The sequence below is a fragment of the Streptomyces sp. P9-A2 genome, assembly GCF_036634175.1.
Taxonomy (GTDB): domain Bacteria; phylum Actinomycetota; class Actinomycetes; order Streptomycetales; family Streptomycetaceae; genus Streptomyces; species Streptomyces pratens.
This window is the reverse complement of sequence record NZ_JAZIFX010000001.1, coordinates 1,719,716-1,744,383: the sequence shown is the minus strand read 5'-3', so window position 1 is coordinate 1,744,383 and position 24,668 is coordinate 1,719,716. Positions and strand designations below refer to the sequence as shown.

At 72.1% G+C, this 24,668-nt stretch carries 19 protein-coding genes and 1 pseudogene; 8 read left to right on the top strand and 12 right to left on the bottom strand.

What is annotated here, in order from left to right; all coding sequences use genetic code 11:
• Nucleotides 1–76: 76 nt before the first annotated feature.
• The 3 genes from V4Y04_RS07905 to V4Y04_RS07895 form a co-directional block, all read right to left on the bottom strand.
• Nucleotides 77–2,368: an ABC transporter permease gene (locus V4Y04_RS07905; RefSeq protein ID WP_332426606.1), complete on the bottom strand. Its 2,292-nt coding sequence runs from the start codon at nucleotides 2,366–2,368 to the stop codon at nucleotides 77–79.
• Between the two features lie 368 nt (nucleotides 2,369–2,736).
• Complete coding sequence (locus tag V4Y04_RS07900) at nucleotides 2,737–3,486, bottom strand: ABC transporter ATP-binding protein (RefSeq protein WP_332426605.1); 750 nt, start codon at nucleotides 3,484–3,486, stop codon at nucleotides 2,737–2,739.
• Nucleotides 3,483–3,998, bottom strand: coding sequence for a PadR family transcriptional regulator (locus tag V4Y04_RS07895; RefSeq protein ID WP_332426604.1), 516 nt, complete (start codon nucleotides 3,996–3,998; stop codon nucleotides 3,483–3,485). The genes V4Y04_RS07900 and V4Y04_RS07895 overlap by 4 nt, the downstream gene beginning before the upstream one ends.
• A gap of 168 nt (nucleotides 3,999–4,166) precedes the next feature.
• Here V4Y04_RS07895 and V4Y04_RS07890 point away from each other — a divergent pair, with 168 nt between their 5' ends.
• From V4Y04_RS07890 to V4Y04_RS07870, 5 genes are all read left to right on the top strand, one after another.
• Entirely contained in the window at nucleotides 4,167–5,441 is a 1,275-nt protein-coding gene (locus tag V4Y04_RS07890; RefSeq protein WP_332426603.1) for an ABC transporter substrate-binding protein, read from the top strand.
• 260 nt (nucleotides 5,442–5,701) lie between these two features.
• Entirely contained in the window at nucleotides 5,702–7,408 is a 1,707-nt protein-coding gene (locus V4Y04_RS07885) for a glycoside hydrolase family 13 protein (protein ID WP_443079975.1), read from the top strand.
• Between the two features lie 95 nt (nucleotides 7,409–7,503).
• Entirely contained in the window at nucleotides 7,504–8,832 is a 1,329-nt protein-coding gene (locus tag V4Y04_RS07880; protein WP_332426602.1) for an ABC transporter substrate-binding protein, read from the top strand.
• Between the two features lie 5 nt (nucleotides 8,833–8,837).
• Nucleotides 8,838–10,232, top strand: a complete 1,395-nt coding sequence (locus V4Y04_RS07875) for an ABC transporter permease (RefSeq protein ID WP_332426600.1) — start codon at nucleotides 8,838–8,840, stop codon at nucleotides 10,230–10,232.
• Nucleotides 10,229–11,068: a carbohydrate ABC transporter permease gene (locus tag V4Y04_RS07870; protein WP_332426599.1), complete on the top strand. Its 840-nt coding sequence runs from the start codon at nucleotides 10,229–10,231 to the stop codon at nucleotides 11,066–11,068. Before V4Y04_RS07875 ends, V4Y04_RS07870 begins: the two co-directional genes overlap by 4 nt.
• 96 nt (nucleotides 11,069–11,164) lie before the next feature.
• Here V4Y04_RS07870 and pgl read toward each other — a convergent pair whose 3' ends face one another.
• Genes pgl through tkt form a run of 5 tightly spaced genes read right to left on the bottom strand, consistent with a single transcriptional unit; the run spans nucleotide 11,165 to nucleotide 17,965 of the window.
• Nucleotides 11,165–11,950, bottom strand: coding sequence for a 6-phosphogluconolactonase (gene pgl, locus V4Y04_RS07865; protein WP_332426597.1), 786 nt, complete (start codon nucleotides 11,948–11,950; stop codon nucleotides 11,165–11,167).
• Complete coding sequence (gene opcA / locus V4Y04_RS07860) at nucleotides 11,947–13,182, bottom strand: glucose-6-phosphate dehydrogenase assembly protein OpcA (protein WP_332426596.1); 1,236 nt, start codon at nucleotides 13,180–13,182, stop codon at nucleotides 11,947–11,949. Before opcA ends, pgl begins: the two co-directional genes overlap by 4 nt.
• The gene (gene zwf / locus V4Y04_RS07855; protein WP_332426594.1) at nucleotides 13,179–14,702 is read right to left on the bottom strand and encodes a glucose-6-phosphate dehydrogenase; all 1,524 of its coding nucleotides are present in this window, start codon (nucleotides 14,700–14,702) and stop codon (nucleotides 13,179–13,181) included. Before zwf ends, opcA begins: the two co-directional genes overlap by 4 nt.
• Before the next feature lie 4 nt (nucleotides 14,703–14,706).
• Nucleotides 14,707–15,825: a transaldolase gene (gene tal / locus V4Y04_RS07850; protein ID WP_332426592.1), complete on the bottom strand. Its 1,119-nt coding sequence runs from the start codon at nucleotides 15,823–15,825 to the stop codon at nucleotides 14,707–14,709.
• 34 nt (nucleotides 15,826–15,859) lie between these two features.
• Nucleotides 15,860–17,965 carry a transketolase gene (gene tkt / locus V4Y04_RS07845; protein ID WP_332426590.1) on the bottom strand — a complete coding sequence of 702 codons (2,106 nt, stop codon included), beginning with the start codon at nucleotides 17,963–17,965 and terminating at the stop codon, nucleotides 15,860–15,862.
• Between the two features lie 330 nt (nucleotides 17,966–18,295).
• On the opposite strand from tkt, the gene V4Y04_RS07840 reads away from it, so the two are divergent.
• From V4Y04_RS07840 to V4Y04_RS07830, 3 genes and pseudogenes are all read left to right on the top strand, one after another.
• Nucleotides 18,296–19,264: a heme o synthase gene (locus V4Y04_RS07840; protein WP_443079974.1), complete on the top strand. Its 969-nt coding sequence runs from the start codon at nucleotides 18,296–18,298 to the stop codon at nucleotides 19,262–19,264.
• A gap of 93 nt (nucleotides 19,265–19,357) precedes the next feature.
• Complete coding sequence (locus tag V4Y04_RS07835) at nucleotides 19,358–19,738, top strand: hypothetical protein (RefSeq protein WP_332426589.1); 381 nt, start codon at nucleotides 19,358–19,360, stop codon at nucleotides 19,736–19,738.
• A 414-nt stretch (nucleotides 19,739–20,152) separates the two neighbouring features.
• Nucleotides 20,153–20,881: pseudogene (locus V4Y04_RS07830) on the top strand (nucleotidyltransferase domain-containing protein); the annotation flags it as partial.
• On the opposite strand, the gene V4Y04_RS07825 reads toward V4Y04_RS07830, so the two are convergent.
• The 4 genes from V4Y04_RS07825 to V4Y04_RS07810 all read right to left on the bottom strand — a co-directional run bounded on the left by V4Y04_RS07825 (nucleotide 20,845) and on the right by V4Y04_RS07810 (nucleotide 24,663).
• Complete coding sequence (locus V4Y04_RS07825; protein WP_332426588.1) at nucleotides 20,845–21,897, bottom strand: COX15/CtaA family protein; 1,053 nt, start codon at nucleotides 21,895–21,897, stop codon at nucleotides 20,845–20,847. The pseudogene V4Y04_RS07830 and the gene V4Y04_RS07825 overlap by 37 nt on opposite strands.
• Nucleotides 21,898–21,949: 52 nt before the next feature.
• A complete protein-coding gene (locus V4Y04_RS07820) occupies nucleotides 21,950–22,666 on the bottom strand; it encodes an ABC transporter permease (RefSeq protein WP_332432750.1) in 717 nt (238 codons plus the stop codon).
• Between the two features lie 196 nt (nucleotides 22,667–22,862).
• Nucleotides 22,863–23,786 carry an ABC transporter ATP-binding protein gene (locus tag V4Y04_RS07815; protein ID WP_332426587.1) on the bottom strand — a complete coding sequence of 308 codons (924 nt, stop codon included), beginning with the start codon at nucleotides 23,784–23,786 and terminating at the stop codon, nucleotides 22,863–22,865.
• A 67-nt stretch (nucleotides 23,787–23,853) separates the two neighbouring features.
• Entirely contained in the window at nucleotides 23,854–24,663 is an 810-nt protein-coding gene (locus V4Y04_RS07810; RefSeq protein ID WP_332426586.1) for an aminoglycoside N(3)-acetyltransferase, read from the bottom strand.
• Nucleotides 24,664–24,668: the final 5 nt, after the last annotated feature.

Below are 24,668 nucleotides of genomic sequence, written 5' to 3'. Positions count from 1 at the left end.
CCACGGCCGGGCGCCCTGCCCCGCCCCGCCCTGCCCCGCCCCGCCCCGCCCCGCCCCACCCCGTTCCGCCACTCCGTCACGCGACCGCGCTCAGAGTGTCCGCGAGGCGGCGCCGGGCCGCGCGGGCGGCCGGGAGGGCGGCGAGGACGGCGGCACCCAGTACCGCGGCGGCACCGAGCAGGACCAGGAGCGCGGGGGAGGGCACCCGGGCGATTCCGGCGCCGATGCCGCTCGACCGTCCCTGGGCGTCGATCAGCCAGTGCGCCAGCGGCAGCCCCAGCCCCATGGCGAGGAGCACGGCGGCCAGTGCAGTGCAGGAGACGGCCGTGACCGTGATCGCGGTGATCTGCCGCGGCGAGAGGCCGATCGCCTTGAGCGCGAGCAGGTCCCGTTCGCCCTCGCGGACCATGCCGCCGATCGTGGTGAGCAGCTCGATCAGCCCGATCAGCGCGAGTACGGCGATCAGCCCGACGACGACCGCGCGCAACGGGGGCAGCCCCTCGGCCGGGTTCGCCACGGCATGCACGTCGAGCAGGCCGTCCCCGGCCCCGGCCAGCCGCTCGGCGACGGCCCCGGGGTCGGCGCCGGGAACCAGCCGGAGCTGGTAGAGATCGGGCCGCAGAGCGGGGTCGTTGCCGCGCAGGGTGTCGAGCGAGGTGGAGACGACCCGTCCGGCGTTCTCCGGCTCGATGCTGCGGCCGACGATGTGCAGGACCTGCGGCCGGTCGCCGACGGTCACCCGCACCCAGTCACCGACCCGTACGTGCAGCAGGTCCAGGAACCCCTGCCCGGCCACCGCCTCGTCGGGCCCGTGCGCGGCGCGGCCCTCGGCCAGGGTGAACGGGTAGGGCTCCTGACGGGTGCCGAAGCCGCGCAGCGCGATCGTGGCGGTCTGGCCGGGGACCAGGGCGGCCACCTCCACACCGGGGTGGGCGGCGGCGACCTGCGGATCGCGTTCCAGCAGGGCGCGGGCCTCCCGGTCGCCGAGCGAGGCGTCCGCGCGGACGCTGAGCGCGGCGGGCAGCCCCATCCGCTCCGGGCTGCTCCCGAAGCGGTCGATGGTGGTCCACGCGCTCAGCGCCGTCACGATCAGCAGCAGCGGCAGTGCCAGCCTGGCCACCGTGCCCAGGGAGCGCGGGCGGCGGGTGAACGCCTTGTGCCGGCCCAGGACCAGCGCGGGCGGCACCCGGGCCCCGAGCGCCCGTCGCGCCACGCCCGTCAGCCGGCCGGCCCCGGGCGCCGCCGGCCCAGGCCCTGTCGGCACCGGCACCGGCGGCACCCGGCCCGCCCGCCACGCCGCGAGTCCGGTGGTGGCGCCGATGAACAGCACCGCACCCACGGGCACCACGAACAGCGCCACGGTGTGTCCCGGCAGCCCCTGCCACACGCCGACCGCGTCTCCCAGCCGCCCCGGCGCCCCGCTGCCCAGCGCCTCGGTCAGCGCGGCGGCCGCCACCGCGCCCAGCAGGGCGTAGCCGAGATGCTGGAGAAGGAAGACACGCACGACCTGTCCCGGGGTGAAGCCGATCGCCTTGAGGACGGAGATGTCCCGCAGATGCCCCCGGATCCGGGTGCTGATCGCCCCGTGCACCGCGAACCCGGCGGCGACCAGCGCGCCGAGCCCGAACAGGCCCAGAACCTGGCCGAGCAGCCGGTTGTCGCCCTGCGCCTCGGCCCGCGCCTGCTGCCAGGTGGCGACCTCCCCGATGGCACCGGCCCCCAGCACGGTCACCGCCCGCTGCACCACGTACCCGGTGTCCTCGGGGTCGGTCAGCCGCAGCCCGGTCACCTGGCCGTCGGGGTCGGTCACGGCCGACGGCAGGGCCCACACCAGGCCGGACTGTTCTCCCGGCCGGTAGCGCGGCTCGGCACTGTCGGCGACGCCCACCACGGTCAGGGTCCGCGCGGTGCCGGGCAGGGTGAGGGTGTCGCCGGGCGTGGTGAGCAGGGCACGGGCGAGGCTGCTCTCCAGAACCACGCCGTCGGGCGTGGCGGGGTCCAGCCAGCGCCCGGAGGTGATCAGCGGGCGGCCGGTCCCGGGCCGGTCGACGGTGCCGCGCAGCTCGGCGGCGGCCCGGCTGCCACGTGCGGCGAGGGTGACGGCGGCCGTGGGGTAGGGGCCGGCGACGGACTCCACACCGTCCAGGTCCGCCAGCTTCGAGGCGGCGGCCGGGGCGGTGGTGTGCAGCGTGACATGCGCGCCGTGGGCCTGGGCGAAGGTCCGCTGCCAGGGGTTGGTCGCATACCCGAACAGGGCCGTGGCCAGCAGCAGGGACGCGACGATGCCCGCGGTGGCCAGGACCAGGAACAGCGCCTCACCGCGATGCGTGCGCAGATCGGAGTGCGCCCAGCGCAAGCTCGCTCGCACCGGCGTCAGCCCCTTCGCCGGCGCCGGCCGCCCGGACCGTCGTACATCCGCATGCCAGTCCCTCGCCCGTCCCTTGTCGGTGGCCGACCCCTTGCAGGTCTCTTGCCGGTCCCGTGTTCTGTGCCGGTCCCTTGCCGGTCCCTTGCCGGTCCCTTGCCGGACCCTTGCCGGTCCCGTGTTCCGTACCGGTTCCTCGTCGGTCTCTTGCCGGTCCTGTGTTCCGTGCCGGGAATCGGTTCCCGACGCCTCTTCGCTCAGCTCCCCGGTCGCTTCGTGGTTCAGCCCCCGGCCGTCTTGCGGTTCAGCCCCGGTCGCCTCGCGGTGCAGTCCCCGGTCGGTCCCCGGTCGGTCCCCGGTCGGTCCCCGGTTCAGTCCCTGAGTTCCAGCACCCCGGACGTTCCCCGGCCGGGCGGCGGTGTCCCGTCCAGTTCCGCGTCGTCGGCGATCCGTCCGTCGAAGAAGCTGATCACCCGGTCCGCGGCGCTCGCCAGCCGGGCGTCGTGCGTGACCAGCACGATCGTCTGCCCGCGCCGGTGGAAGCGGGACAGCAGCCGCATCACCTCGCGGGTGCCCCTGCTGTCCAGGCTGCCGGCGGGTTCGTCGGCCAGCAGCAGCGGCGGGTGGTTGACCAGGGCACGGGCCAGTGCGACCCGCTGCTGCTCACCGCCGGACAGCTCGCCCGGCATGCTCCGCTCCTTGCCCGTCAGACCCAGCTCGGCCAGCAGTTCCTCCCGCCCGGCGCGGGCCTTCCTCGGCGGGGTCCCGGCGAGCAGCGCCGGCAGCTCGACGTTGTCGGCGACCGACAGATTCGAGACGAGGTTGAAGAACTGGAAGACGATCCCGATGTGCTTCCTGCGCTTCACCGCCCAGCGGGCCTCGCTGTAGTCGTCGGTGCGCTCGCCGTCCAGCCAGATGCTGCCGGCGTCCGGGCGCTGGAGCCCGCCGAGCAGATGCAGCAGGGTCGACTTGCCGGCGCCGGACGGACCGGTGACCGCCACGAACTCGCCGCGTGTCACCCGCAGATCGACCCCGCGCACCGCGTGTGCCGGGGCTCCCTCGCCGTGGTGCGTCTTGACCAGGCCTTCGGCGCGCAGCACGGGAGCGGGACTCTCGCTCACTCCAGCTCCTCCAGCTCTTCCTGGCACCGCTCCAGCCAGTCGAGGTCGGCCTGCAGGTGCAGCATCGCGCCCTCGATCAGCAGATGGGCGACGCGGTTGTCCCGCTCTTCGGCTGCGGCCAGCTTCGACAACTGCCGCATGGTGTTGAGGTACTGGCGCCGCTGGCGGTTGATCAGGGCGATCCGGTCGGCGAGGCCGGTCTGCGGGGCGAGGGCCAGCTTCATGAAGAACTCGTCCCGCACCCGCGGCTCGTCCGCGGTCTCCTCGAACCAGGCGCGCAGCGCCTCCCGCCCGGCGTCGGTGAGGTGATAGACCTTCTTGTTGGGCCGGCCGGCCTGCTCGACGTCCTCGCCCTCGATCAGCCCCGACTTCTCGAGGCGGCCCAGGGTGACGTAGATCTGGCCGACGTTCGGCTGAGGGTACGCGGAGCCCAGCAGTTGCTCAAGGTCCTGCTTCAGCTCGTAGCCGTGGGCCGGACCGCGGGCGAGCAGGGCCAGCAGGGACTGCCGCACTCGTGCTCTCCTCCCCGCGTCCTTCGTGCCAGGTGCGGCGCGCCCGGTTCCGTGTCCCGCGCGCCTCACACAATGTGCCGCACGCCCTAGTATCGCCGATACCTAACAGGTATACATGGCCACTGACCCCGGCAAGGATGCCGGGTGCGGGTGCACAGGGAGGAACCTATGCGGTGGATCCATGCCGCCGGTAGGGGCCTTCTCGTCCTCCTCGTGCTCCTGACCGTGGGCGTGGTCTCCGGGGCGCGGGCCGACCGGGCCGCACCCGGCGACGGGCGTGGCCCGCTCACCCTGGCCACCGCGGGGGACCTCACCGGCTATCTCGGCCCCCTGCTCGACGGCTGGAACCGCACCCACCCCGGCGAGGAGGTCACGCTCGTCGAGCTGCCCGACTCGGCCGACGAGACCCGCGCGCAGATGATCACGGACCTGCGCGATCCCGGCCACGGCCGCTTCGACGTCCTCAACATCGACGTCAGCTGGACCTCGGAGTTCGCCGCCGGCGGCTGGATCCGCCCGCTGCCGCGCGACCGCTTCCCGCTGGAGACCTTCCTGCCGGGCGTCGTGGACACCGCGACCTACGACGGCCGGCTGTACGCCGTCCCGTACGTGACCAACGCCGGACTGCTCCTGTACCGCGCGGACGTGCTCGACGCCGAGGGTGTGGCGCCGCCGCGCACCTGGGCCGAGCTGGAGCGGGCCGCGAAGAACCTCGCCCCGGAGTACGGACTCGACGGTTACGCCGGCCAGTTTCTGCCCTACGAGGGCCTGACCGTCAACGCGGCCGAGGCCGTCTACTCGGCGGGCGGCACCATCCTGGGCGACGAGGGCGAGCGCGTCACCGTCGACTCCCGGGCGGCCCGCGAGGGCATCGGATTCCTGGCCCGCGGGGTCCGCGACGGCTGGATCCCCCAGGAGGCGCTGACCTACAAGGAGGAGGAGTCCAAGCAGGCCTTCCAGGACGGCAGGCTGCTCTTCCTGCGCAACTGGCCCTACGCCTACGTCGCCGCGTCCGCCCCGGGCTCCGCGGTCGCCGGGAAGGTCGGCGCCGTACCCCTGCCGGGGCCGGACGGGCCGGGCACCAGTGTCCTCGGCGGCTCCAACCTCGCCGTCGCCGCCCATGCGCGGCACCCCGACTCCGCCGCGCGGCTGATCGCGTACCTCACCAGCGAGCCGGTCCAGCGCCAGGTGCTCACCCGCGGCGCGCTGCCGCCCGTACGGGCCGCGCTGTACGACGATCCCCGACTGGTCCGGCAGTTCCCGTACCTGCCCACGCTGCGTGAGAGCGTGCTCGCCGCCGCCCCGCGCCCCAAGAGTCCGCGCTATGACCAGGTGAGCCTGGTCGTGCAGGCGGTGGTGCACGACGCGATGGCGGGGCGGCAGACGCCCGAAGCGGCGGTGCGACGGCTGGCGCGCGAACTCGCCGCCGTCTCCGCGCGCTAGCCGCGCCGTACGGGGCCCGCACCCCGGGGCTCCCGGGCCCGCACCCCGGGGTCCCGGGGCCCGCACCCCGGGGTCCGCGCTCCGGGCCCGTCCGGCCCCCGGGTTTCTCACCCGGACATCCATCTTCAGTTACCTGTTAAGTAACACGGGCGTCTCAAAGGTGACCGGTATGTCCAAATCGATGACGATTAATCCATGGCAACCTCCGGGTAGCTTGCGCCTGTTCATTGACACCTCCGCGACACGCCTACATAACATGCATGCATAACGGCGATGACGCCGTCGGCCCGGGCCTCCCGGGTCTCCGCACGCACAGACAGGTCGACGTGGTGAGCCCCGAGCACATCGACACCCGCCGCTGGTGGCGCGACGCAGTGATCTACCAGGTGTACGTCCGCAGCTTCCTGGACAGCACCGGTGACGGAATCGGCGATCTCGCCGGGGTCAGGGCGGGCCTGCCCTACCTGAAGAAGCTGGGCGTGGACGGGATCTGGCTGAGCCCCTTCTACCCCTCGCCGCAGCACGACCACGGCTACGACGTGGCCGACTACCGCGACGTCGACCCGGTCTTCGGCGACCTCGCCGAGTTCGACCTGCTGGTCGGGGCCGCCCGGCGGCTCGACGTCAAGGTGCTGCTGGACGTCGTCCCCAACCACTGCTCCAGCGAGCACCCCTGGTTCCGCGAGGCGCTCGCCGCGGCTCCCGGCAGCCCGGAACGGGCCCGCTTCCACTTCACCGACGGCCGCGGCCCCGACGGCGCCGAGCCGCCCAACAACTGGCACGCCATGTTCGGCGGGCCCGCCTGGAGCCGCGTCACCGAGCCGGACGGCCGGCCCGGCCAGTGGTACCTGCACATGTTCACGCCCGAACAGCCGGACTGGAACTGGCGCAACCCCGAGATCGCCGCCGACTTCGACCGGACCCTGCGGTTCTGGCTGGACCGGGGCGTCGACGGCTTCCGCATCGATGTCGCCGCCGGCCTGTTCAAGCACCCGGAACTGCCCGACTCCCCGGACCCGGAGGCCGACGCCCGCACCCGGGACTCGGTCAACCCGCTGGCCTGGAACCAGCCCGAGGTGCACGACGTGTGGCGGCACTGGCGCACGGTGTGCGAGGAGTACACCGCCCGCGACGGCCGCGAACGGCTCCTGGTCGGCGAGGTCTCCGTGCCGACCGCCCGCGAGCACGCCCGGTACGTCCGCCCCGACGAGCTCCACCAGGCCTTCTTCTTCGACCTGCTCGGCGCCCCCTGGGACGCCGACGCCTTCCGCAAGGTCATCTCCGAGGCCATGCAGGACATCGCCGGCACCGGATCGACCGTCACCTGGGTCCTCAACAACCACGACCAGGTCCGCACCGTCACCCGCTACGGCGAACCCACCCCCCAGGGCAGCGGCCTCGGCGCCGCCCGTGCCCGCGCCGCCGCGCTGCTGATGCTGGCACTGCCCGGCGCCGCGTACGTCTACCAGGGCGAGGAACTGGGCCTGCCCGAGGTCGTCGACCTCCCCGACGATGTGCTCACCGACCCGATCTTCCGCCGCACCGGCAGCCGCGCCCGGATCCGCGACGGCTGCCGGGTGCCGCTGCCCTGGTCGGGGCAGGCCTCCCCGTTCGGCTTCACCTCCGGTGCCGAGGGGGCCGCACCCTGGCTGCCGCAGCCCGAGTGGTTCGCCGAACACGCCACCGACCGCGCCCTCGCCGACACCCGGTCCTTCTGGCACCTCTACCGCGACGGCCTGCAACTGCGTGCCGCGCTGCCCCAGCTGGGCGAGGGCACACTGCGCTGGCTGGAGACCGGGCCGGACGTCCTGGCCTTCGCCCGCGCCGACGACCTGGTGTGTGCCGTCAACTTCGGCACCGCCCCCGTACCCGCCCCGGTCCCCGGCACCCCGCTGCTCGCCAGTGGCCCGTGCCCGCCCGGAGTCCTGCCCGGCTCCACGGCCGCCTGGTGGATCGACGGCTCCTGAAACCCGCCCACTTCACGTATCCCGAAAGATCCTGAACGCACTCCTGAACGCACTCCCGAACGCACTTCTGAACGTTTTCCGAAGGGACATCAACGATGATGCGACGACGTACCACCCTGCTCACCGGCTGCACCGCTCTCGTGCTCGCCCTCGGCGCCACCGCCTGCGGCTCGGGCGAGCCCGTCGCGGCCGGCGGCGGCGACAAGGCGCTCGGCGGTCAGACCGTCTCGGTCGCCGGCGTCTGGTCCGGCAGCGAGCAGAAGAACTTCCAGAAGGTGCTCGACGCCTTCACCGAGAAGACCGGCGCCAAGACGGAGTTCGTGTCCACCGGCGACAACGTCTCCACCGTCGTCGGCAGCAAGATCGAGGGCGGCAACGCCCCCGACGTCGTGATGGTCCCCCAGGTCGGCGTGCTGAACCAGTTCGCCGAGGAGGGCTGGCTCAAGCCGCTGGACAAGAAGGTCCAGGGCACCGTGGAGGCCAACTTCGCCGAGGTGTGGCAGAACTACGGCAGCGTCGACGGCACGCTCTACGGCCTCTACTTCAAGGCCGCCCACAAGTCGACCGTCTGGTACAGCCCCGAGGCCCTGGAACAGGCGGGCGTCACCCCGCCGAAGACCTACGACGCCATGCTGAAGGACGGGCGCACCGTCTCCGACTCCGGTCTCGCCGCCTTCTCGGTCGCCGGACAGGACGGCTGGACGCTGACCGACTGGTTCGAGAACGTCTACCTCTCCCAGGCCGGACCCGAGAAGTACGACGCCCTCGCCGCGCACGAGATCAAGTGGACCGACCCGACGGTGGTCGAGGCGCTCACCACGCTCGGCGACCTCTTCAAGGACAAGCAGCTCATCGCGGGCGGCCAGAAGGAAGCCCTGAACACCGACTTCCCCGGCTCGGTGGAGAAGGTCTTCGGACCTCAGCCGGACGCCGCCATGGTCTACGAGGGCGACTTCGTGGCCGGCGTCGCCAAGGACCAGTTCGGCAAGGACATCGGCACCGACGCGAACTTCTTCCCGTTCCCGCCGGTCGGTGACGGCGAGGCCCCGGTGGTCAGCGGCGGCGACGCGGCCGTGGTGCTCAAGGACGGCAAGAACGCCGAGGCCGGCATGGCGCTCCTGGAGTACCTGGCCACACCGGAGGCCGCCGCCGTGTGGGCCGAGGCCGGCGGCTTCCTCTCCCCGAACAAGGAACTCGACCCCTCCTCCTACGGCGACGACGTCACCCGCGCCACCGCCGAGTCCCTGATCGAGGCCGGCGACTCGGTCCGCTTCGACATGTCGGACCAGGCCCCGGCGGCCTTCGGCGGCACCAAGGGCGCCGGCGAGTGGAAGATCCTCCAGGACTTCCTGCGTGACCCGTCCGACCCGAAGAAGACCGCGGCCGAGCTGGAGAAGGCGGCGGCCAAGGCGTACGGGAACTGACGGCCATGACCGCCACCCTGGTGAAGGAAGCGAGCCCGCCGGCTCCTTCGCACCCCGATCGTGCCCGCCGCCTGCGCCTGCGCAGGCGGGGGCGGATCGTCGCCGTGCTGTTCGTGCTGCCCGCCCTGCTCCTGCTGGGCGCGCTGGTCGTCTACCCGGTGCTGTTCTCCGTCGGCCGCAGCCTCTTCGACGCCTCCGGCACCCGGTTCGTGGGCGCCGGGAACTACACCGAGATGTTCCGCGACCCGACCACCCTCAAGGCCGTCCGCAACACCGCGATCTGGGTCGTGATCGCCCCCACCCTGCTCACCGGACTCGGCCTGATCCTGGCCGTGCTGGTGGAGAAGATCCGCTGGGCCACCGCCTTCAAGCTGCTGCTGTTCATGCCGATGGCGGTGTCCTTCCTGGCGGCCGGCATCATCTTCCGGCTCGCCTACGACGACGACCCGGACAAGGGCGTGCTGAACGCCGCCGCCGTCACGGTCCACGACGCCTTCAAGGGCAGTTCCTCCTACCCGACGGCCCGCGCCCGCGAGGCCGGCGGGGGCGGGGGAGGGGGCGCCGGACCGGGCCTGACCAAGGAGGCCGACGGCGCCTACACGACCGGCGCGGACCTCTCGCCGGGCACCGTCACCGCCCTCGGCCTGGTCGGCGTCGCCCCCAAGGACCTGCCCGACGACGCCGCGCCCGCCCACCCGGCGGCCACCGGCCAGAAGGCGGGCGCCGACGAGATCCGCGGAGTGGTCTACCTCGACTTCACCCCCGGCGGGGGAGGAGAGCCGGGCGTGGTCGACCGGCAGGAGAGCGGACTGCCCGAGATGACGGTCGAGGCGGTCCGCGACGGACGCACCGTCGCGAGCACGACGACCGCCGCCGACGGCTCGTTCCGCTTCACCGGCCTGGACGGCGGCTCGTACGCGGTCAAGCTGCCCGCCGCCAACTTCGCGCCCCCCTACGACGGCATCTCCTGGCTCGGACCCACCCTGGTCACCCCGGCGATCATCGGGTCCTACCTGTGGATCTGGACCGGGTTCGCGATGGTGCTGATCGGCGCGGGACTCTCGGCCCTGCCGCGGGACGCGCTGGAGGCGGCGCGGATGGACGGCGCGAACGAGTGGCAGATCTTCCGCCGGATCACCGTCCCGCTGCTCGCACCGGTCCTCACCGTCGTCTTCGTGACCCTGGTGATCAACGTGATGAAGGTCTTCGACCTCGTCTACATCATCGCCCCCGGACCCGTGCAGGAGGACGCGACCGTGCTCGCGACCCAGATGTGGCTGGTGTCGTTCGGCGGCGGAAACGACCAGGGGATGGGCAGCGCGCTCGGCGTGCTGCTCCTGCTGCTGGTCGTCCCCGCCATGGTCTTCAACGTCCGCCGCTTCCGAAGGAGTCAGCGATGAACGCGATCCGGCGCGGCCTGGGCAACGCCGTGGTGCAGGCGTTCCTGGTCGTGATCGGCCTGGTGTGGATGACCCCGCTGGCCGGCCTGTTCCTCTCCTCGCTGCGGTCCGCCGAGGACACGGCCAAGGGCGGCTGGTGGACGGTGCTCGCCGCCCCCGGGCAGCTGTCCTTCGACAACTACGCGGCCCTGCTGAAGAACTCGGGGATGACGCAGGCGTTCTGGAACACCGTGCTGATCTCGGTGCCGACCACGGCCCTGGTCGTGGTCGTCGCGGCGCTCGCCGGATACGCCTTCGCCTGGCTGGACTTCCCCGGCCGCGACGCGATCTTCCTGCTCGTGGTGGCGCTGCTGGTGGTCCCCGTACAGATCGGGCTGCTGCCGGTCGCCAAACTCTTCGGCCAGCTGGGGCTGTTCGGCACCATCCCCGGCGTCGTGCTGTTCCATGTGGCGTACGGGCTGCCGTTCGCGGTGTTCCTGCTGCGGAACTACTTCGCCGAGATACCCAAGGAGATGCTGGAGGCCGCCCGGATGGACGGCGGCAGCGAGTGGCGCATCTTCACCCGGCTGATCCTGCCCGTCGGGCGGCCGGCGATCGCCAGCCTCGCCATCTTCCAGTTCCTGTGGGTCTGGAACGACATGCTGGTCGCCCTGCTCTTCGCCGACAGCTCCTCGCAGCCGCTGACGGTGGAACTCCAGTCGCAGATCCGCCAGTTCGGCAGCAACATCGACGTACTCGCACCGGGCGCGTTCCTGTCCCTGGTGGTGCCGGTCGCCGTGTTCTTCGCCTTCCAGCGGCACTTCGTGCAGGGGGTGATGGCGGGCTCGGTGAAGTGACGGACACCGTCCCACCGGACACCGCCCCACCCGGAAACGCACGAGCCCCCGCTTCCTGACGAAGCGGGGGCTCGTGCGTCTCGTGCGCCGCGCGCGTTACGCCGACGCCGGCGGATACAGCGCCCGCGGCAGCTGCGAGGCCGCCGCCGCGTCCAGCAGCCACAGGGTGCGGGCCCGGCCGTACGCGCCCGCGGCCGGGGCCTGGATCTCGCCCGCGCCCGACAGGGCGATCACCGCGGCCTCGGCCTTGTCCTCGCCGGCCGCCAGCAGCCACACCTCCCGGGCCGCGCGGATCGCCGGCAGGGTGAGCGTCACCCTGGTCGGCGGCGGCTTGGGCGCGCCGTGGACGCCGACCACCGTGCGCTCCGTCTCCCGGACCGCGGGCAGCTCCGGGAAGAGGGACGCCACGTGCGTGTCCGGGCCGACGCCCAGCATCAGCACGTCGAACGCCGGCACCCCGCCGTGGTCCGTCGGCCCCGCGGCCCGCGCCAGCTCCTCGGCGTACGCGGCCGCCGCCGCGTCCACGTCGGCGCCGTGCGGGCCGTCGGAGGCGGGCATGGCGTGCACGCGCTCCGGGTCCAGCGGCACCGAGTCGAGCAGCGCCGCGCGGGCCTGGGTGACATTGCGCTCCGGGTCGCCGTCCGGCAGGAACCGCTCGTCGCCCCACCACAGGTCGATCCGGCCCCAGTCGACCGCGTCCCGGGCGGGCGCCGCCGCGAGCGCGGCCAGCAGGCCGTTGCCGTTGCGGCCGCCGGTCAGGACCACGGACGCCGAACCCCGCGAGGCCTGCGCGTCCACGACCCGGGTGATCAGCCGGGCCGCCGCGGCCCGGGCCATCAGCTCCTTGTCGCGGTGCACGACGAGCTGCGGTGCCGTACTCACTTCGCCACCGCCCTGTTCACCGGTCCCTGCGCCGTCGCCGCGCCCCGGGAACCTTCCGCAGCCGCTTCGACGGGAGCGGGGCCCCCGGCTCCTTTGGCCGGCGACTCACCCGCCGGCCGCTTCCCGGAGTCACCCGACACCTCGGGCTCCCGCGCCGGCTCCTTCGGAGTCCCCGACGCCTCGCCCAGCGCCCGCGACACATCGTCGAGCGCGCTCGACGCCTCGGTCAGCCCGCGCGACACCGCCGCAAGCCGCTCGCCCGACGGCGCCTTCGACGCCCCCGGATCCGCCGCCGACCTGTGCGCCGAGCTCCTCAGCCGCTCGACCCCGTACCGCAACGCCGACGCGTAGGTGTCGTCCGGGTCCAGCCGGCGCAGCTCCTCCGCGATCAGCTCCGAGGTGTCCCGGCGCTTGAGCGCCACCGCGCGCTTGGGCTGGCCCTGGATCGACAGCGTCGCCAGCGAGCCGTCGGCCCGGTCCAGCACGATCGGGCCGCAGTCGGTCGTCAGACGGACCGCCGTGAGCCCGGGGCCGGAGGACAGCGAACGCTTCACCGGGACGTCCAGCCGGTCCGCGAGCCACATGGCCAGCAGCTCACAGCTCGGGTTGGACTCCTCGCCCTCCACCTCGACGGCCTGCACCTCGCAGGTCACCTGGTCCAGGGCCGCCGCCAGCATCGAACGCCAGGGCGTGATCCGGGTCCAGGACAGGTCGGTGTCGCCCGGGGTGTAGGAGTCGGCACGGGCCGCGAGCTCCCGTACCGGCTGTTCGCAGGCATAGGTGTCGGTCACCCGGCGCTGGGCCAGCGCTCCCAGCGGATCGCCCGCCGGGTCCAGCGGAGCGTTGACCGGCCACCAGACCACCACCGGGGCGTCCGGCAGCAGCAGCGGCAGTACCACCGACTGGGCGTGGTCGGCGACCTCGCCGTACAGCCGCAGCACCACCGTCTCGCCGGTGCCCGCGTCCGCGCCGACCAGCACCTCCGCGTCCAGCCGGGACTTCGTACGGTCGCGGTGCGAACGGGAGACGCGCTTGATGACGACCAGGGTGCGCGAGGGATGCTCGCGCGAGGCGTCGCCGGCGGACCTCAGCGCGTCGTAGGCGTTCTCCTCGTCGGTCACGATGACGAGGGTGAGCACCATGCCGACCGCCGGGGTGCCGATGGCCCGGCGGGCCTTCACCAGCGCCTTGTTGATCTTGCTGGCCGTGGTGTCCGTGAGGGCTGTCTTCATGGCCGGCGCCAGCTCCGTCCGTCTCGCTCGAGCATATGGTCCGCCTCGACGGGCCCCCAGGTACCGGCCGGATACTGGGCCGGCCTGCCGTGGTTGTCCCAGTACTCCTCGATCGGGTCGAGGATCTTCCAGGACAGCTCGACCTCCTCGGTGCGGGGGAAGAGGTTGGAGTCGCCGAGCAGGACGTCGAGGATGAGCCGCTCGTACGCCTCCGGGCTGGACTCCGTGAACGACTCGCCGTAGGCGAAGTCCATCGACACGTCCCGGATCTCCATCGAGGTGCCCGGCACCTTGGAGCCGAACCGCACCGTGACACCCTCGTCCGGCTGGACGCGGATCACGATGGCGTTCTGCCCGAGCTCCTCGGTGGCCGTGGAGTCGAAGGGGGAGTGCGGTGCCCGCTGGAACACCACCGCGATCTCCGTGACCCGGCGGCCCAGCCGCTTGCCGGTGCGCAGGTAGAAGGGGACGCCCGCCCAGCGGCGGTTGTCCACGCCCAGCTTGATCGCGGCGTACGTGTCGGTCCTCGAGGAGGCGTTGATGCCGTCCTCCTCCAGATACCCGACCGCCTTCGCGCCGCCCTGCCAGCCGGCCGCGTACTGCCCGCGCACGGTGTCCCTGCCCAGATCCTTCGGCAGCCGCACGGCGCCGAGCACCTTGGTCTTCTCCGCGGCCAGCGCGTCCGCGTCGAAGGAGGCCGGCTCCTCCATGGCGGTGAGCGCCATGAGCTGGAGCAGGTGGTTCTGGATGACGTCGCGGGCGGCGCCGATGCCGTCGTAGTAGCCGGCCCGGCCGCCGATGCCGATGTCCTCGGCCATGGTGATCTGCACGTGGTCGACGAAGGACCGGTTCCAGATCGGCTCGAACATCGTGTTCGCGAAACGCAGCGCCAGGATGTTCTGGACGGTCTCCTTGCCCAGGTAGTGGTCGATGCGGAAGACCTGGTCCGGGGCGAACACCTCGTGGACGATCGCGTTGAGCTCCTCGGCCGACTTCAGGTCGTGGCCGAACGGCTTCTCGATCACCGCGCGCCGCCAGGAACCGCTCGACTGGTCGGCCAGCCCGTGCTTCTTCAGCTGCTGGATGACCACCGGGAAGGAACGCGGCGGCACCGACAGGTAGAACGCGAAGTTGCCGCCCGTGCCCTGCGCCTTGTCCAGCTCCTCGATCGTGCCGCGCAGCCGCTCGAAGGACTCGTCGTCGTCGAAGGTGCCCTGGACGAACCGCATGCCCTGGATGAGCTGCTGCCAGACCTCCTCGCGGAAGGGAGTGCGTGCGTGCTCCTTGACCGCGTCGTGGACCTCCTGCGCGAAGTCCTCGTTCGCCCACTCGCGGCGGGCGAAACCGACCAGCGAGAAGCCCGGCGGCAGCAGACCCCGGTTGGCGAGGTCGTACACCGCCGGCATCAGCTTCTTGCGCGACAGATCGCCCGTGACCCCGAAGATGACCAGGCCCGACGGCCCCGCGATACGCGGGAGCCGTCGGTCTGCCGGGTCACGCAGCGGATTGCTGCTCGACAAGATGTCAGCCCTCCGAAGGGGCGAGGCGCGCGAGCTCCGCCTCGGTCGACTTCAGCAGGTCGTTCCAGGCCGACTCGAACTTGTCGACGCCCTCGTCCTCCAGCAGCTGCACCACCTCGTCGTACGAGATGCCGAGCCGCTCCACCGCGTCGAGGTCGGCGCGGGCCTGCTCGTAGGTGCCGGCGACGGTGTTGCCGGTGATCTCGCCCGACTCCTCGGTGGCCACCAGGGTCGCCTCCGGCATGGTGTTCACCGTGTTCGGCGCCACCAGGTCGTCGACGTACAGCGTGGCCTTGTACGCCTTGTCCTTCACACCGGTGGAGGCCCACAGCGGACGCTGCTTGTTGGCGCCCTCGCGCTCCAGCGCGCTCCAGCGGTCGGTGGCGAAGACCTCCTCGTACGCCTGGTAGGCCAGACGCGCGTTGGCGAGGGCGGCCTTGCCGCGCAGCGCCTTCGCCTCGTCGGTACCGAGCGCGTCGATCCGCTTGTCGATCTCGGTGTCCACCCGGGAGACGAAGAACGACGCCACGGAGTGGATCTTCGACAGGTCCAGGCCGCGCTCCCTGGCCTTCTCCAGGCCGGTCAGGAACGCGTCCATGACCTTGCGGTAGCGCTCCAGGGAGAAGATCAGCGTGACGTTGACGCTGATGCCCAGGCCGATCGTCTCGGCGATCGCCGGGATACCGGCCTCGGTCGCCGGGATCTTGATCAGGGTGTTGGGCCGGTCCACCAGCCAGGCCAGCTGCTTGGCCTCGGCGACGGTGGAGCGCGTGTGGTGCGCCAGACGCGGGTCGACCTCGATGGAGACCCGGCCGTCCTGGCCACCGGTGGCGTCGAAGACCGGGCGCAGGATGTCGGCGGCGTCACGGACGTCCGCCGTGGTGATCATCCGGATGGCCTCTTCGACCGTGACGCCGCGGGCGGCGAGGTCGGTGAGCTGCTCCTCGTAGCCGTCGCCCTCGGAGATCGCCTTCTGGAAGATCGACGGGTTGGTGGTGACGCCCACGACGTGCTGCTGGTCGATCAGCTCGGCGAGGTTGCCGGACGTGATCCGCTTGCGCGACAGGTCGTCCAGCCAGATCGCGACGCCTTCGTCGGAAAGGCGCTTGAGTGCGTCTGTCATGGAAATTCCATCTCCTACGTTTGGTATGCGGGCGTCAGCCCTGGGCTGTGGCGGTACCGGTGCTCACGTCGAGCGCCTCGCGGGCGACGGCCGCCACGTTCTCGGCGGTGAAGCCGTACTCCTCGAACAGCACCTTGCCGTCGGCGGACGCACCGAAGTGCTCCAGGGACACGATGCGTCCGGTGTCCCCCACGTACTTGTGCCAGGTGAGGCCGATGCCCGCCTCGACGGCGACGCGCGCCTTCACGGCCGGCGGCAGAACGCTGTCCCGGTACCCCTGGTCCTGCTCCTCGAACCACTCCACCGACGGCATGGACACCACACGCGTCGGCACACCGGCGGCCTGCAGCCGCTCGCGCGCCCCGACGGCGACGTGCACCTCGGAACCGGTGGCGATCAGGACGACCTGCGGAGCGCCGCCGTCGGCCTCGAACAGCACGTACCCGCCGCGCGCGGCGTCCTCGTTCGGCTCGTAGACCGGCACACCCTGGCGGGTGAGGGCCAGGCCGTGCGGGGCGCCCTTGCCGAACTCCTTGGTCCAGCGCTTGAGGATCTCGCGCCAGGCGATCGCGGTCTCGTTGGCGTCCGCGGGGCGGACGACGTTCAGACCGGGGATGGCGCGCAGCGAGGCCAGGTGCTCCACGGGCTGGTGGGTCGGGCCGTCCTCGCCCAGACCGATGGAGTCGTGTGTCCACACGTACGTCACCGGCAGGTGCATCAGGGCGGACAGCCGCACCGCGTTGCGCATGTAGTCGGAGAACACCAGGAAGGTGCCGCCGTAGATGCGGGTGTTGCCGTGCAGCGCGATGCCGTTCATCTGCGCGGCCATGGAGTGCTCGCGGATGCCGAAGTGGATCGTGCGGCCGTACGGGTCCGCCTCGGGCAGCGGGTTGTCCGCCGGGAGGAACGACGACGTCTTGTCGATCGTCGTGTTGTTGGAGCCCGCCAGGTCGGCCGAGCCGCCCCACAGCTCCGGGACGATCGCGCCGAGCGCCTGGAGCACCTTGCCGGACGCGGCACGCGTGGCGAGCGTCTTGCCCGGCTCGAAGACCGGAAGCGTGTCCTCCCAGCCCTTGGGCAGCTCACCGGCCGCGACCCGGTCGAACTCGGCCGCGCGCTCAGGGTTGGCGCCGCGCCACTCCTGGAACGACTTCTCCCACTCGGCCCGCGCCCGCCTGCCGCGCTCCAGCGCCCCACGGGCGTGGCCGAGGACCTCGTCGGTCACCTCGAAGGTCTGCTCCGGGTCGAAGCCCAGCACCCGCTTGGTGGCGGCCACCTCCTCGTCGCCGAGCGCCGAGCCGTGGGAGGCCTCGGTGTTCTGCGCGTTCGGGGCCGGCCAGGCGATGATCGAGCGCATCGCGATGAACGACGGCCGGTCGGTGACCTTCTTCGCCTCCTGGACCGCGTCGTAGATCGCGTTCGGGTCCAGGTCGCCGTCCGGCTTCGGTGCCACCCGCTGCACGTGCCAGCCGTAGGCCTCGTACCGCTTGACGACGTCCTCGGAGACGGCCGTCTCGGTGTCGCCCTCGATCGAGATGTGGTTGTCGTCCCACAGCAGGACCAGGTTGCCGAGCTTCTGGTGGCCGGCCATCGAGGACGCCTCGGCGGAGATGCCCTCCTGCAGACAGCCGTCACCGGCGATGCAGTAGACGAAGTGGTCGAACGGGGACTCGCCCGGGGCGGCCTCCGGATCGAACAGACCGCGCTCGTAGCGGGCGGCCATCGCCATGCCGACCGCGTTGGCGACGCCCTGGCCCAGCGGCCCGGTCGTCGTCTCCACGCCCGTGGTGTGCCCGTACTCCGGGTGGCCCGGCGTCTTCGAACCCCAGGTGCGGAACGCCTTCAGATCGTCCAGCTCCAGACCGAAACCGGCCAGGTACAGCTGGGTGTAGAGAGTCAGGGACGAATGGCCCGCGGACAGGACGAAACGGTCCCGCCCGGTCCAGTCGGCGTCCGAGGGGTCGTGCCGCATCACCTTCTGGAAGAGGGTGTACGCGGCGGGCGCCAGGCTCATCGCCGTACCGGGATGGCCGTTGCCGACCTTCTGTACGGCATCGGCGGCCAGGACGCGGGCGGTGTCCACGGCCCGCTGGTCCAGATCGGTCCACTCGAGGTCTGTGGTGGTCGGCTTGGTGCTCACCCTGAGTCAGGGCTCCTCTCCACAATGTTTTCGGATGCCGGACGATTACATACCGGCGAGGTCGAGCCTACCCCCGCAGGACGTGCTTCCTCCGAGTCCTCCCGGACTGCGGGGACTCCCGGCAATCCGCCTTCTGACTGGGAAGTATCCGCGTTCGGCAGATGAATACGGAGCCGCTCATCCGGATGCTCAATCGAGCCCGGATCCGTCCCATGAGCGATCATGTTCAACACGACCCGACCCCCGCGAATGTCCGGGTCTGGGCAACGTCTAAGGTGGCGTGGTACGCGCGAACCTTTACCGCCACTTCATACGGGAAGGCTCGCTGGGATGTCTCTGTCAGGGGTGCGAGTGACGGCCGTTGAATCCCGTCCTGCGGGGGTTATCGGGACGAGCCAGAGCCCGAGTCACCGGCCGATCGGGGCCCGTGTCAAGGCGTTCGTGGCGCTGACCAAGCCGCGGATCATCGAGCTGCTGCTCATCACCACCGTTCCGGTGATGTTCCTGGCGGAACAGGGGGTGCCCGACCTGCGACTGGTGCTGCTGACCTGCCTCGGCGGCTACCTGTCGGCGGGCGGTGCCAACGCGCTCAACATGTACCTCGACCGCGACATCGACGCCCTGATGGACCGCACCTCGCAGCGCCCCCTGGTCACCGGCATGGTCAGCCCGCGCGAGTGCCTGGCCTTCGGCATCGGCCTGGCGGTCGTCTCGACCCTCCTGTTCGGCCTCGCCGTCAACTGGCTGTCCGCCTGGCTCTCCCTCGGCGCGCTCCTCTTCTACGTCGTCGTCTACACGATGATCCTCAAACGGCGTACGTCGCAGAACATCGTGTGGGGCGGCATCGCCGGCTGCATGCCGGTGCTGATCGGCTGGTCCGCGGTCACCGACTCGATGTCCTGGGCGCCGGTCGTCCTCTTCCTCGTCATCTTCTTCTGGACGCCGCCGCACTACTGGCCGCTGTCCATGAAGGTGAAGGAGGACTACGCGCGCGTGGGCGTGCCGATGCTCCCGGTGGTCGCCGGCAACAAGGCGGTCGCCAAGCAGATCGTGCTCTACAGCTGGGTCATGGTCGCGGTGTCGCTGCTGCTCACCCCGCTCGGCTACACCGGCTGGTTCTACACCGCGGTCGCGCTGGCCGCGGGCGGCTGGTGGCTCTGGGAGGCGCACGCGCTCCTCAACCGGGCCAAGTCCGAGGTGACCGGCGGCAAGCTCAAGGAGATGCGGCTGTTCCACTGGTCCATCACCTATGTGTCGCTGCTCTTCGTGGCCGTCGCCGTGGATCCCTTCCTGCGGTAGGCCCTTCCGACGCGTCCCCCGGGCGGGGTCCGTGGCCAAAGCCACGGACCCCGCCCGTCGCCGTTCGATCTACCCGTCGGTAGCATCCTGGTCATGGCAGACACGCAGCAGTCGGACCCGAAGGCCGAGCAGACCTCCGAGCAGCGGGCCGAACAGAAGACCGAGCGCAAGGCCGACCGTAAGGCGGCCAAGCTCGCCAAGCAGATCAGCGGCTTCGCCACCGCCCACGGCGGAGCCGAAGGGCAGATCGCCTACCTCGGACAGCGCGGAGCCCGGATCGTGCTCGTCGGTGAGGACGGTGACTGGGGCAACCTGGTCGCCCACTCCTACCCCATCGCCCGGAAGGCGGCCGAGCGGGCGGGCATCACCCTCCACGACGACTTCGACGGCGAGTTCGCGGCCAAGGTCAGGACCGGCCGGTACGAATGGACCCGTATGGCGGGCCTCCAGATCGGCGGCCCGGCCAACGGCTGAACCACGGCCTTCGGCCGGCGCCGGCCGAAGGCCGGGAACGCCGGGCGGCGCCGCCCTCGTCCTTGCCCCACGGCTGCCCGGTCCGCCGGTATGACGCCTGTCCGGCGGGCCTCCGCCCGCATGGGCGCGTCGACTCCGGTGCCGCCCTCACCCGCACCGGCGTCGGCGCGGCGCCCGTCCTCGCCGAGGTCCCGGAACTCGCCCCCTCCGGCAAGGCCCTCTTCTCCAGCGCCGCCCAAGGGCTGCCCGAACCACACGCCGCGGGCGCACGCCCGCTCTCAGCGGGGCACGCTCGTCGACGCGCAGCGGGTGGCTGGAACGGTTACCTCGGGGAACGCGGGCAGGGCGTACGGGCTGAAGCGAGGCGAGAGCGCGGGGGGTGTGCGGGCCGGAGCGGGCGTGAAGACTGGGTGGATGACCACCGACGCCCTGCTCGACCGCTTCCTCACCGGCCTCGCGCCGCTCGCCCCGGTCGCCGTCTGGGCGCACGGCTCCCTGGCCGGCGGCGACTACCGGGAGGGTCGCAGCGACCTGGACCTCATCACGGTCCTGGACCACCCGGTCACGGCCCGGACGGTGTGGCGGGTGGCGCTGCTGCACGCCCGCCTGCGGAACGAGCCACTCGCCGACCGGCTGCACTGCACCTATCTGACACCGGACACGGCCGGAGACGCCGAGCGGCGCCACCTGACCTGGGCGCACGAGCAGCTCTTCGGGCGAACGGTCACTCCGGTCACCCGGGCCGAGCTGCACCGCTTCGGCCGGGTCCTGCACGGTGCGCCGCCCGCGGCCGTGCTGCCGCCGGTGCCGGACGGCGACCTCGCCGCGTTCGTGGTGCGCGACCAGCGCGACTTCTGGCGGCGGGAGGTGGACCGGGCCGTCCACTGGACGCAGGACGTGTGGGTCGACCTGGGCCTGCTGACCTTCGCCCGTGCCACGGTCACACTGCGGGAGGGCCGACTGGTCTCCAAGGGGGAGGCCCTGGAGGTACTGACCGCCCTCGGCGCCCCCGGCGAGGTCGTCGAGGACGTCCGGAGGCGGCGTTACGAGGACCCCGCGCCGCCCGACGAGGAATGGGTTCTGCGCCGGGCGCGGCTGACCCGGGACTACCTGGGACCGGCGATCGACGCGCTCGTGGCGTCGGACGACCGAGCGGGTGACACCGGCGGACCGGCCACCGGCGTGTCCGGCCGCTCGCGCAGCGACAGCAGGACCCGTACCACCCAGATCCACATCACGCAGGAGCCGAACATGTGGGCGCCCACCAGGACCTCGGGCAGGTCCGTGAAGTACTGGACGTAGCCGATCACGCCCTGCGCGAGGATGATCAGGAACAGCTCCCGGGTGCGGTGCAGCGGGCCCTCGGGGGCGTCGACCGCCTTGAGGACGAACCACAGGGCGAACGTCAGCGTCGCCACCACCCACGCCAGCACGGCGTGCAGCTTGCTGACCATCGCCGAGTCCACCGGCATCCGCGCGACCTCGCTGGAGTCGCCCGCGTGCGGCCCCGCGCCGGTCACCACCGTGCCGATCGCGATCAGCAGCACGGAGGCGATCACCAGGAACCACACCAGCTGCCGTACCGGCTTGCCGACCAGCGGCCGGGGTTCCCCGTCGCCCTCGCGGACGCGCTGCCACATCACGGCGGCGACCGCGATCAGCGCGGAGGAGAGCAGGAAGTGCGCCGCGACCGTGTACGGGTTCAGGCCGACCAGGACCACGATGCCGCCGAGGATCGCATTGCCCATCACGATCCAGAACTGCGCCCAGCCCAGCCGCGTCAGGCTGCGCCGGAACGGCTTCTCGGAGCGCACGGCGACGATCGCCCAGCCGACGGCGGCACACAGCACGTACGTCAGCAGCCGGTTGCCGAACTCGATGACACCGTGCACCCCCATCTCGCGGGTGGAGGTGAGGGAGTCATCGGTGCATTTGGGCCAGGTCGGGCAGCCCAGACCGGAGCCGGTCAGCCGCACCGCACCGCCGGTGACCACGATGACCACCGACATGACGAGCGCGGCGAGGACCGCCCGCCGGACCGTCCGGGGGTCCGGGGTCCAGCGTGCGGCGATGAAGGCGAGGGGGCTGCGCAGGGCCGCCTGGGCGTCGGCGCGGGTCAGGTTTGGCACACGACCCATCGTAGGGCGCCGCTTGTGCATGCTTTCACGAGGGTCCGCCCTGTGGCGGTTCCGTCCCGTTTCCGCCGCCCGCTCACTCCCAGCGGAAGAACCTGCCGGCCGCCGCCAGCCCCGCGACCGCCCACACGGCGAGGATCGCGACCTGGCCCCACGGCAGCCCCGCCCCGTCCTGGAGCACGTCCCGCAGTCCCTCCGAGAGCGCCGAGACGGGCAGCAGCCCGAGGACGTTCTGCGCGGCGTCCGGGAAGTTGTCCAGTGGCACCACGACCCCGCCGCCGACGAGCAGCAGCAGGAACACCAGGTTGGCGGCGGCGAGTGTCGCCTCGGCCTTCAGGGTGCCCGCCATCAGCAGACCGAGCCCCGAGAAGGCGGCCGTGCCCAGCACCAGCAGCAGGAGCACCACCAACGGGTTGCCCTGCGGCGACCAGCCCAGCGCGAACGCGATCACCGTCAGCAGAATGATCTGGAGCACCTCGGTGACCAGCACCGACAGCGTTTTCGCGGTCATCAGCGCCCAGCGCGGCAGCGGTGACGAGGCCAGCCGCTTCAGCACCCCGTACCGGCGCTCGAAACCGGTGGCGATGGCCTGCCCGGTGAACGCCGTCGACATCACCGCCAGCGCGAGGACCCCGGGGGCGAGGAAGTCCACGGCCTCGCCCGCGCCGGTGTCCACGATGTCCACGGTGCTGAACAGCACCAGCAGCAGCGTGGGGATGACCACGGTGAGCAGCAGCTGCTCGCCGTTGCGCAGCAGCATCTTCGTCTCGAGCACCGCCTGCGCCGCGATCATGCGGGGGAGCGGCGCCGCGCCGGGCTTCGGCGCGTAGGCGCCCGTGCCGGCCCCGCCGGTTTCACTGGTCCCGGTGGGTGCCGGGTCCACCGGATTCACCGAATTCACGAGCGCAGCTCCTTGCCGGTCGGTTCCAGGCTGTGTCTTCCCGGGGGGCGGCCCCCGGGCCCCCGGCCGGTCTCCGTGCGGACCAGGATCATGAACGCAGCTCCTTGCCCGTCAGTTCCAGGAAGACGTCCTCCAGGGTGTGCCGTTCGACCGAGATCCGGTCCGGCAGGACGCCGTGCTGCGCGCACCAGGACGTGACCGTGGCGAGCAGTTGCGGGTCCACCTCGCCGACCACCCGGTACGAGCCCGGGGCCGGTTCGTCGGCCTGGGAGTCGGACGGCAACGCCTTGAGCAGGGAGACCACGTCCAGCCCCGGCCGGCCCGAGAAGCGCAGGGTGTTCTCGGCACCGCCCCGGCACAGCTCCTCGGGGCTGCCCTGGGCCACCACCCGGCCGGCGTCGATGATCGCGACGTCGTCGGCGAGCTGCTCGGCCTCGTCCATGTGGTGCGTGGTGAGGATGACGGAGACCCCGTCGGCGCGCAGATCCCGTACGAGGTCCCAGGTGGCGCGGCGGGCCTGCGGGTCGAGTCCGGCGGTCGGCTCGTCCAGGAAGACCAGTTCCGGGCGCCCGACCACGGCCATCGCCAGCGCGAGCCGCTGCTGCTGGCCGCCGGAGAGCCGCCGGTACGTCGTACGGCCGCAGGAACCGAGGCCGAGGCGCTCGATCAGCGCGTCCACGTCCAGGGGGTGCGCGTGCAGCTTGGCCATGTGCCGGAGCATCTCGTCGGCCCGCGCGCCCGAGTAGACGCCGCCGGACTGGAGCATCACGCCGACGCGGGGTCTGAGCGCGGCCGACTGGCGCACCGGGTCCAGGCCCAGGACGCGCACCGTGCCGGAGTCCGGGCGCCGGTATCCCTCGCAGGTCTCCACCGTGGTCGTCTTGCCCGCCCCGTTGGGTCCGAGCACGGCCGTCACGCCCTGCCGTGCCACCAGGTCGAGGCCGTCCACCGCGGTCTTCGTGCCGTACCGCTTCACCAGGGCCTGCACCTGGACCACGGGCTCGCTTCGCATGGGTCACGAGTCTAGGGAGGCGCCGGGGGGCTCAGGCCGGGGGGTTGGGAACTGCCGGGGTTCGGGTTCAGAACTCCTCCGTACGGGGCCGGTGCACTTCCAGCCACTTCTGCGCGTAGGCCACCGCGTCCGGCAGCGGGAACAGCCGCGCCTCGGCCGCCCCGACCCTGCCGCGGAGGACGGGGTGGTCCAGGGGGCGGTCCCGTTCGAAGTCGTGGCCCAGTTCGTCGAAGCGCTCGGAGGTGATCGACACCTCGGGCAGCGTCTCCCAGCCCGCCGGGCCGGGGCGGCCCACGGCGGCGAGCGGGGACGGTATCCGGTACTCGGCGAGGTGGAAGCAGGTGCAGGTGTCGTACCCGGTGCCGAGCAGCAGCACCCGCGCGTCCAGTCGCTCCAGGGCCGCCAGCGGACTGTCCTCGCCCAGTCGGCAGTCCCGCGCGTGCACCGCGACGACCTCCGCCGCGCGCCGGCCGAGTGCGGCGAACGAGGTCTGCGGATGGGCGCTGCGCCGGGCGCCGGGCCAGGTCCGTACCGTCTCCGGGACGATGCCCACCCCGCGGGTGGGGGTGATCGCCGGGTCGTAGCCGGGCATGGTGGCCCGGATGGTCTCCCACCAGGTCTCCGGCACCGGCGGATCGCTCCACAGCGCCGGGTCGGAGAGGTCGCCGGACTGGGCCGGGACGACCAGGGTGCCGTCCGGACCCAGCACGTCGAGCAGCGCGTCGACGACCGCGACCGGGCCGCCGTTGACCCAGCCCAGGGAGCTGAGCGAGGAGTGCACGAGGACGGTCTCGCCGGGCCGTACGCCGAGCTGGGTGAGACCGGTGGCGAGGGTGTCCCGGGTGACAAGAGGGCCGGTCGGCGGGGGTGCGGGCATGTCCG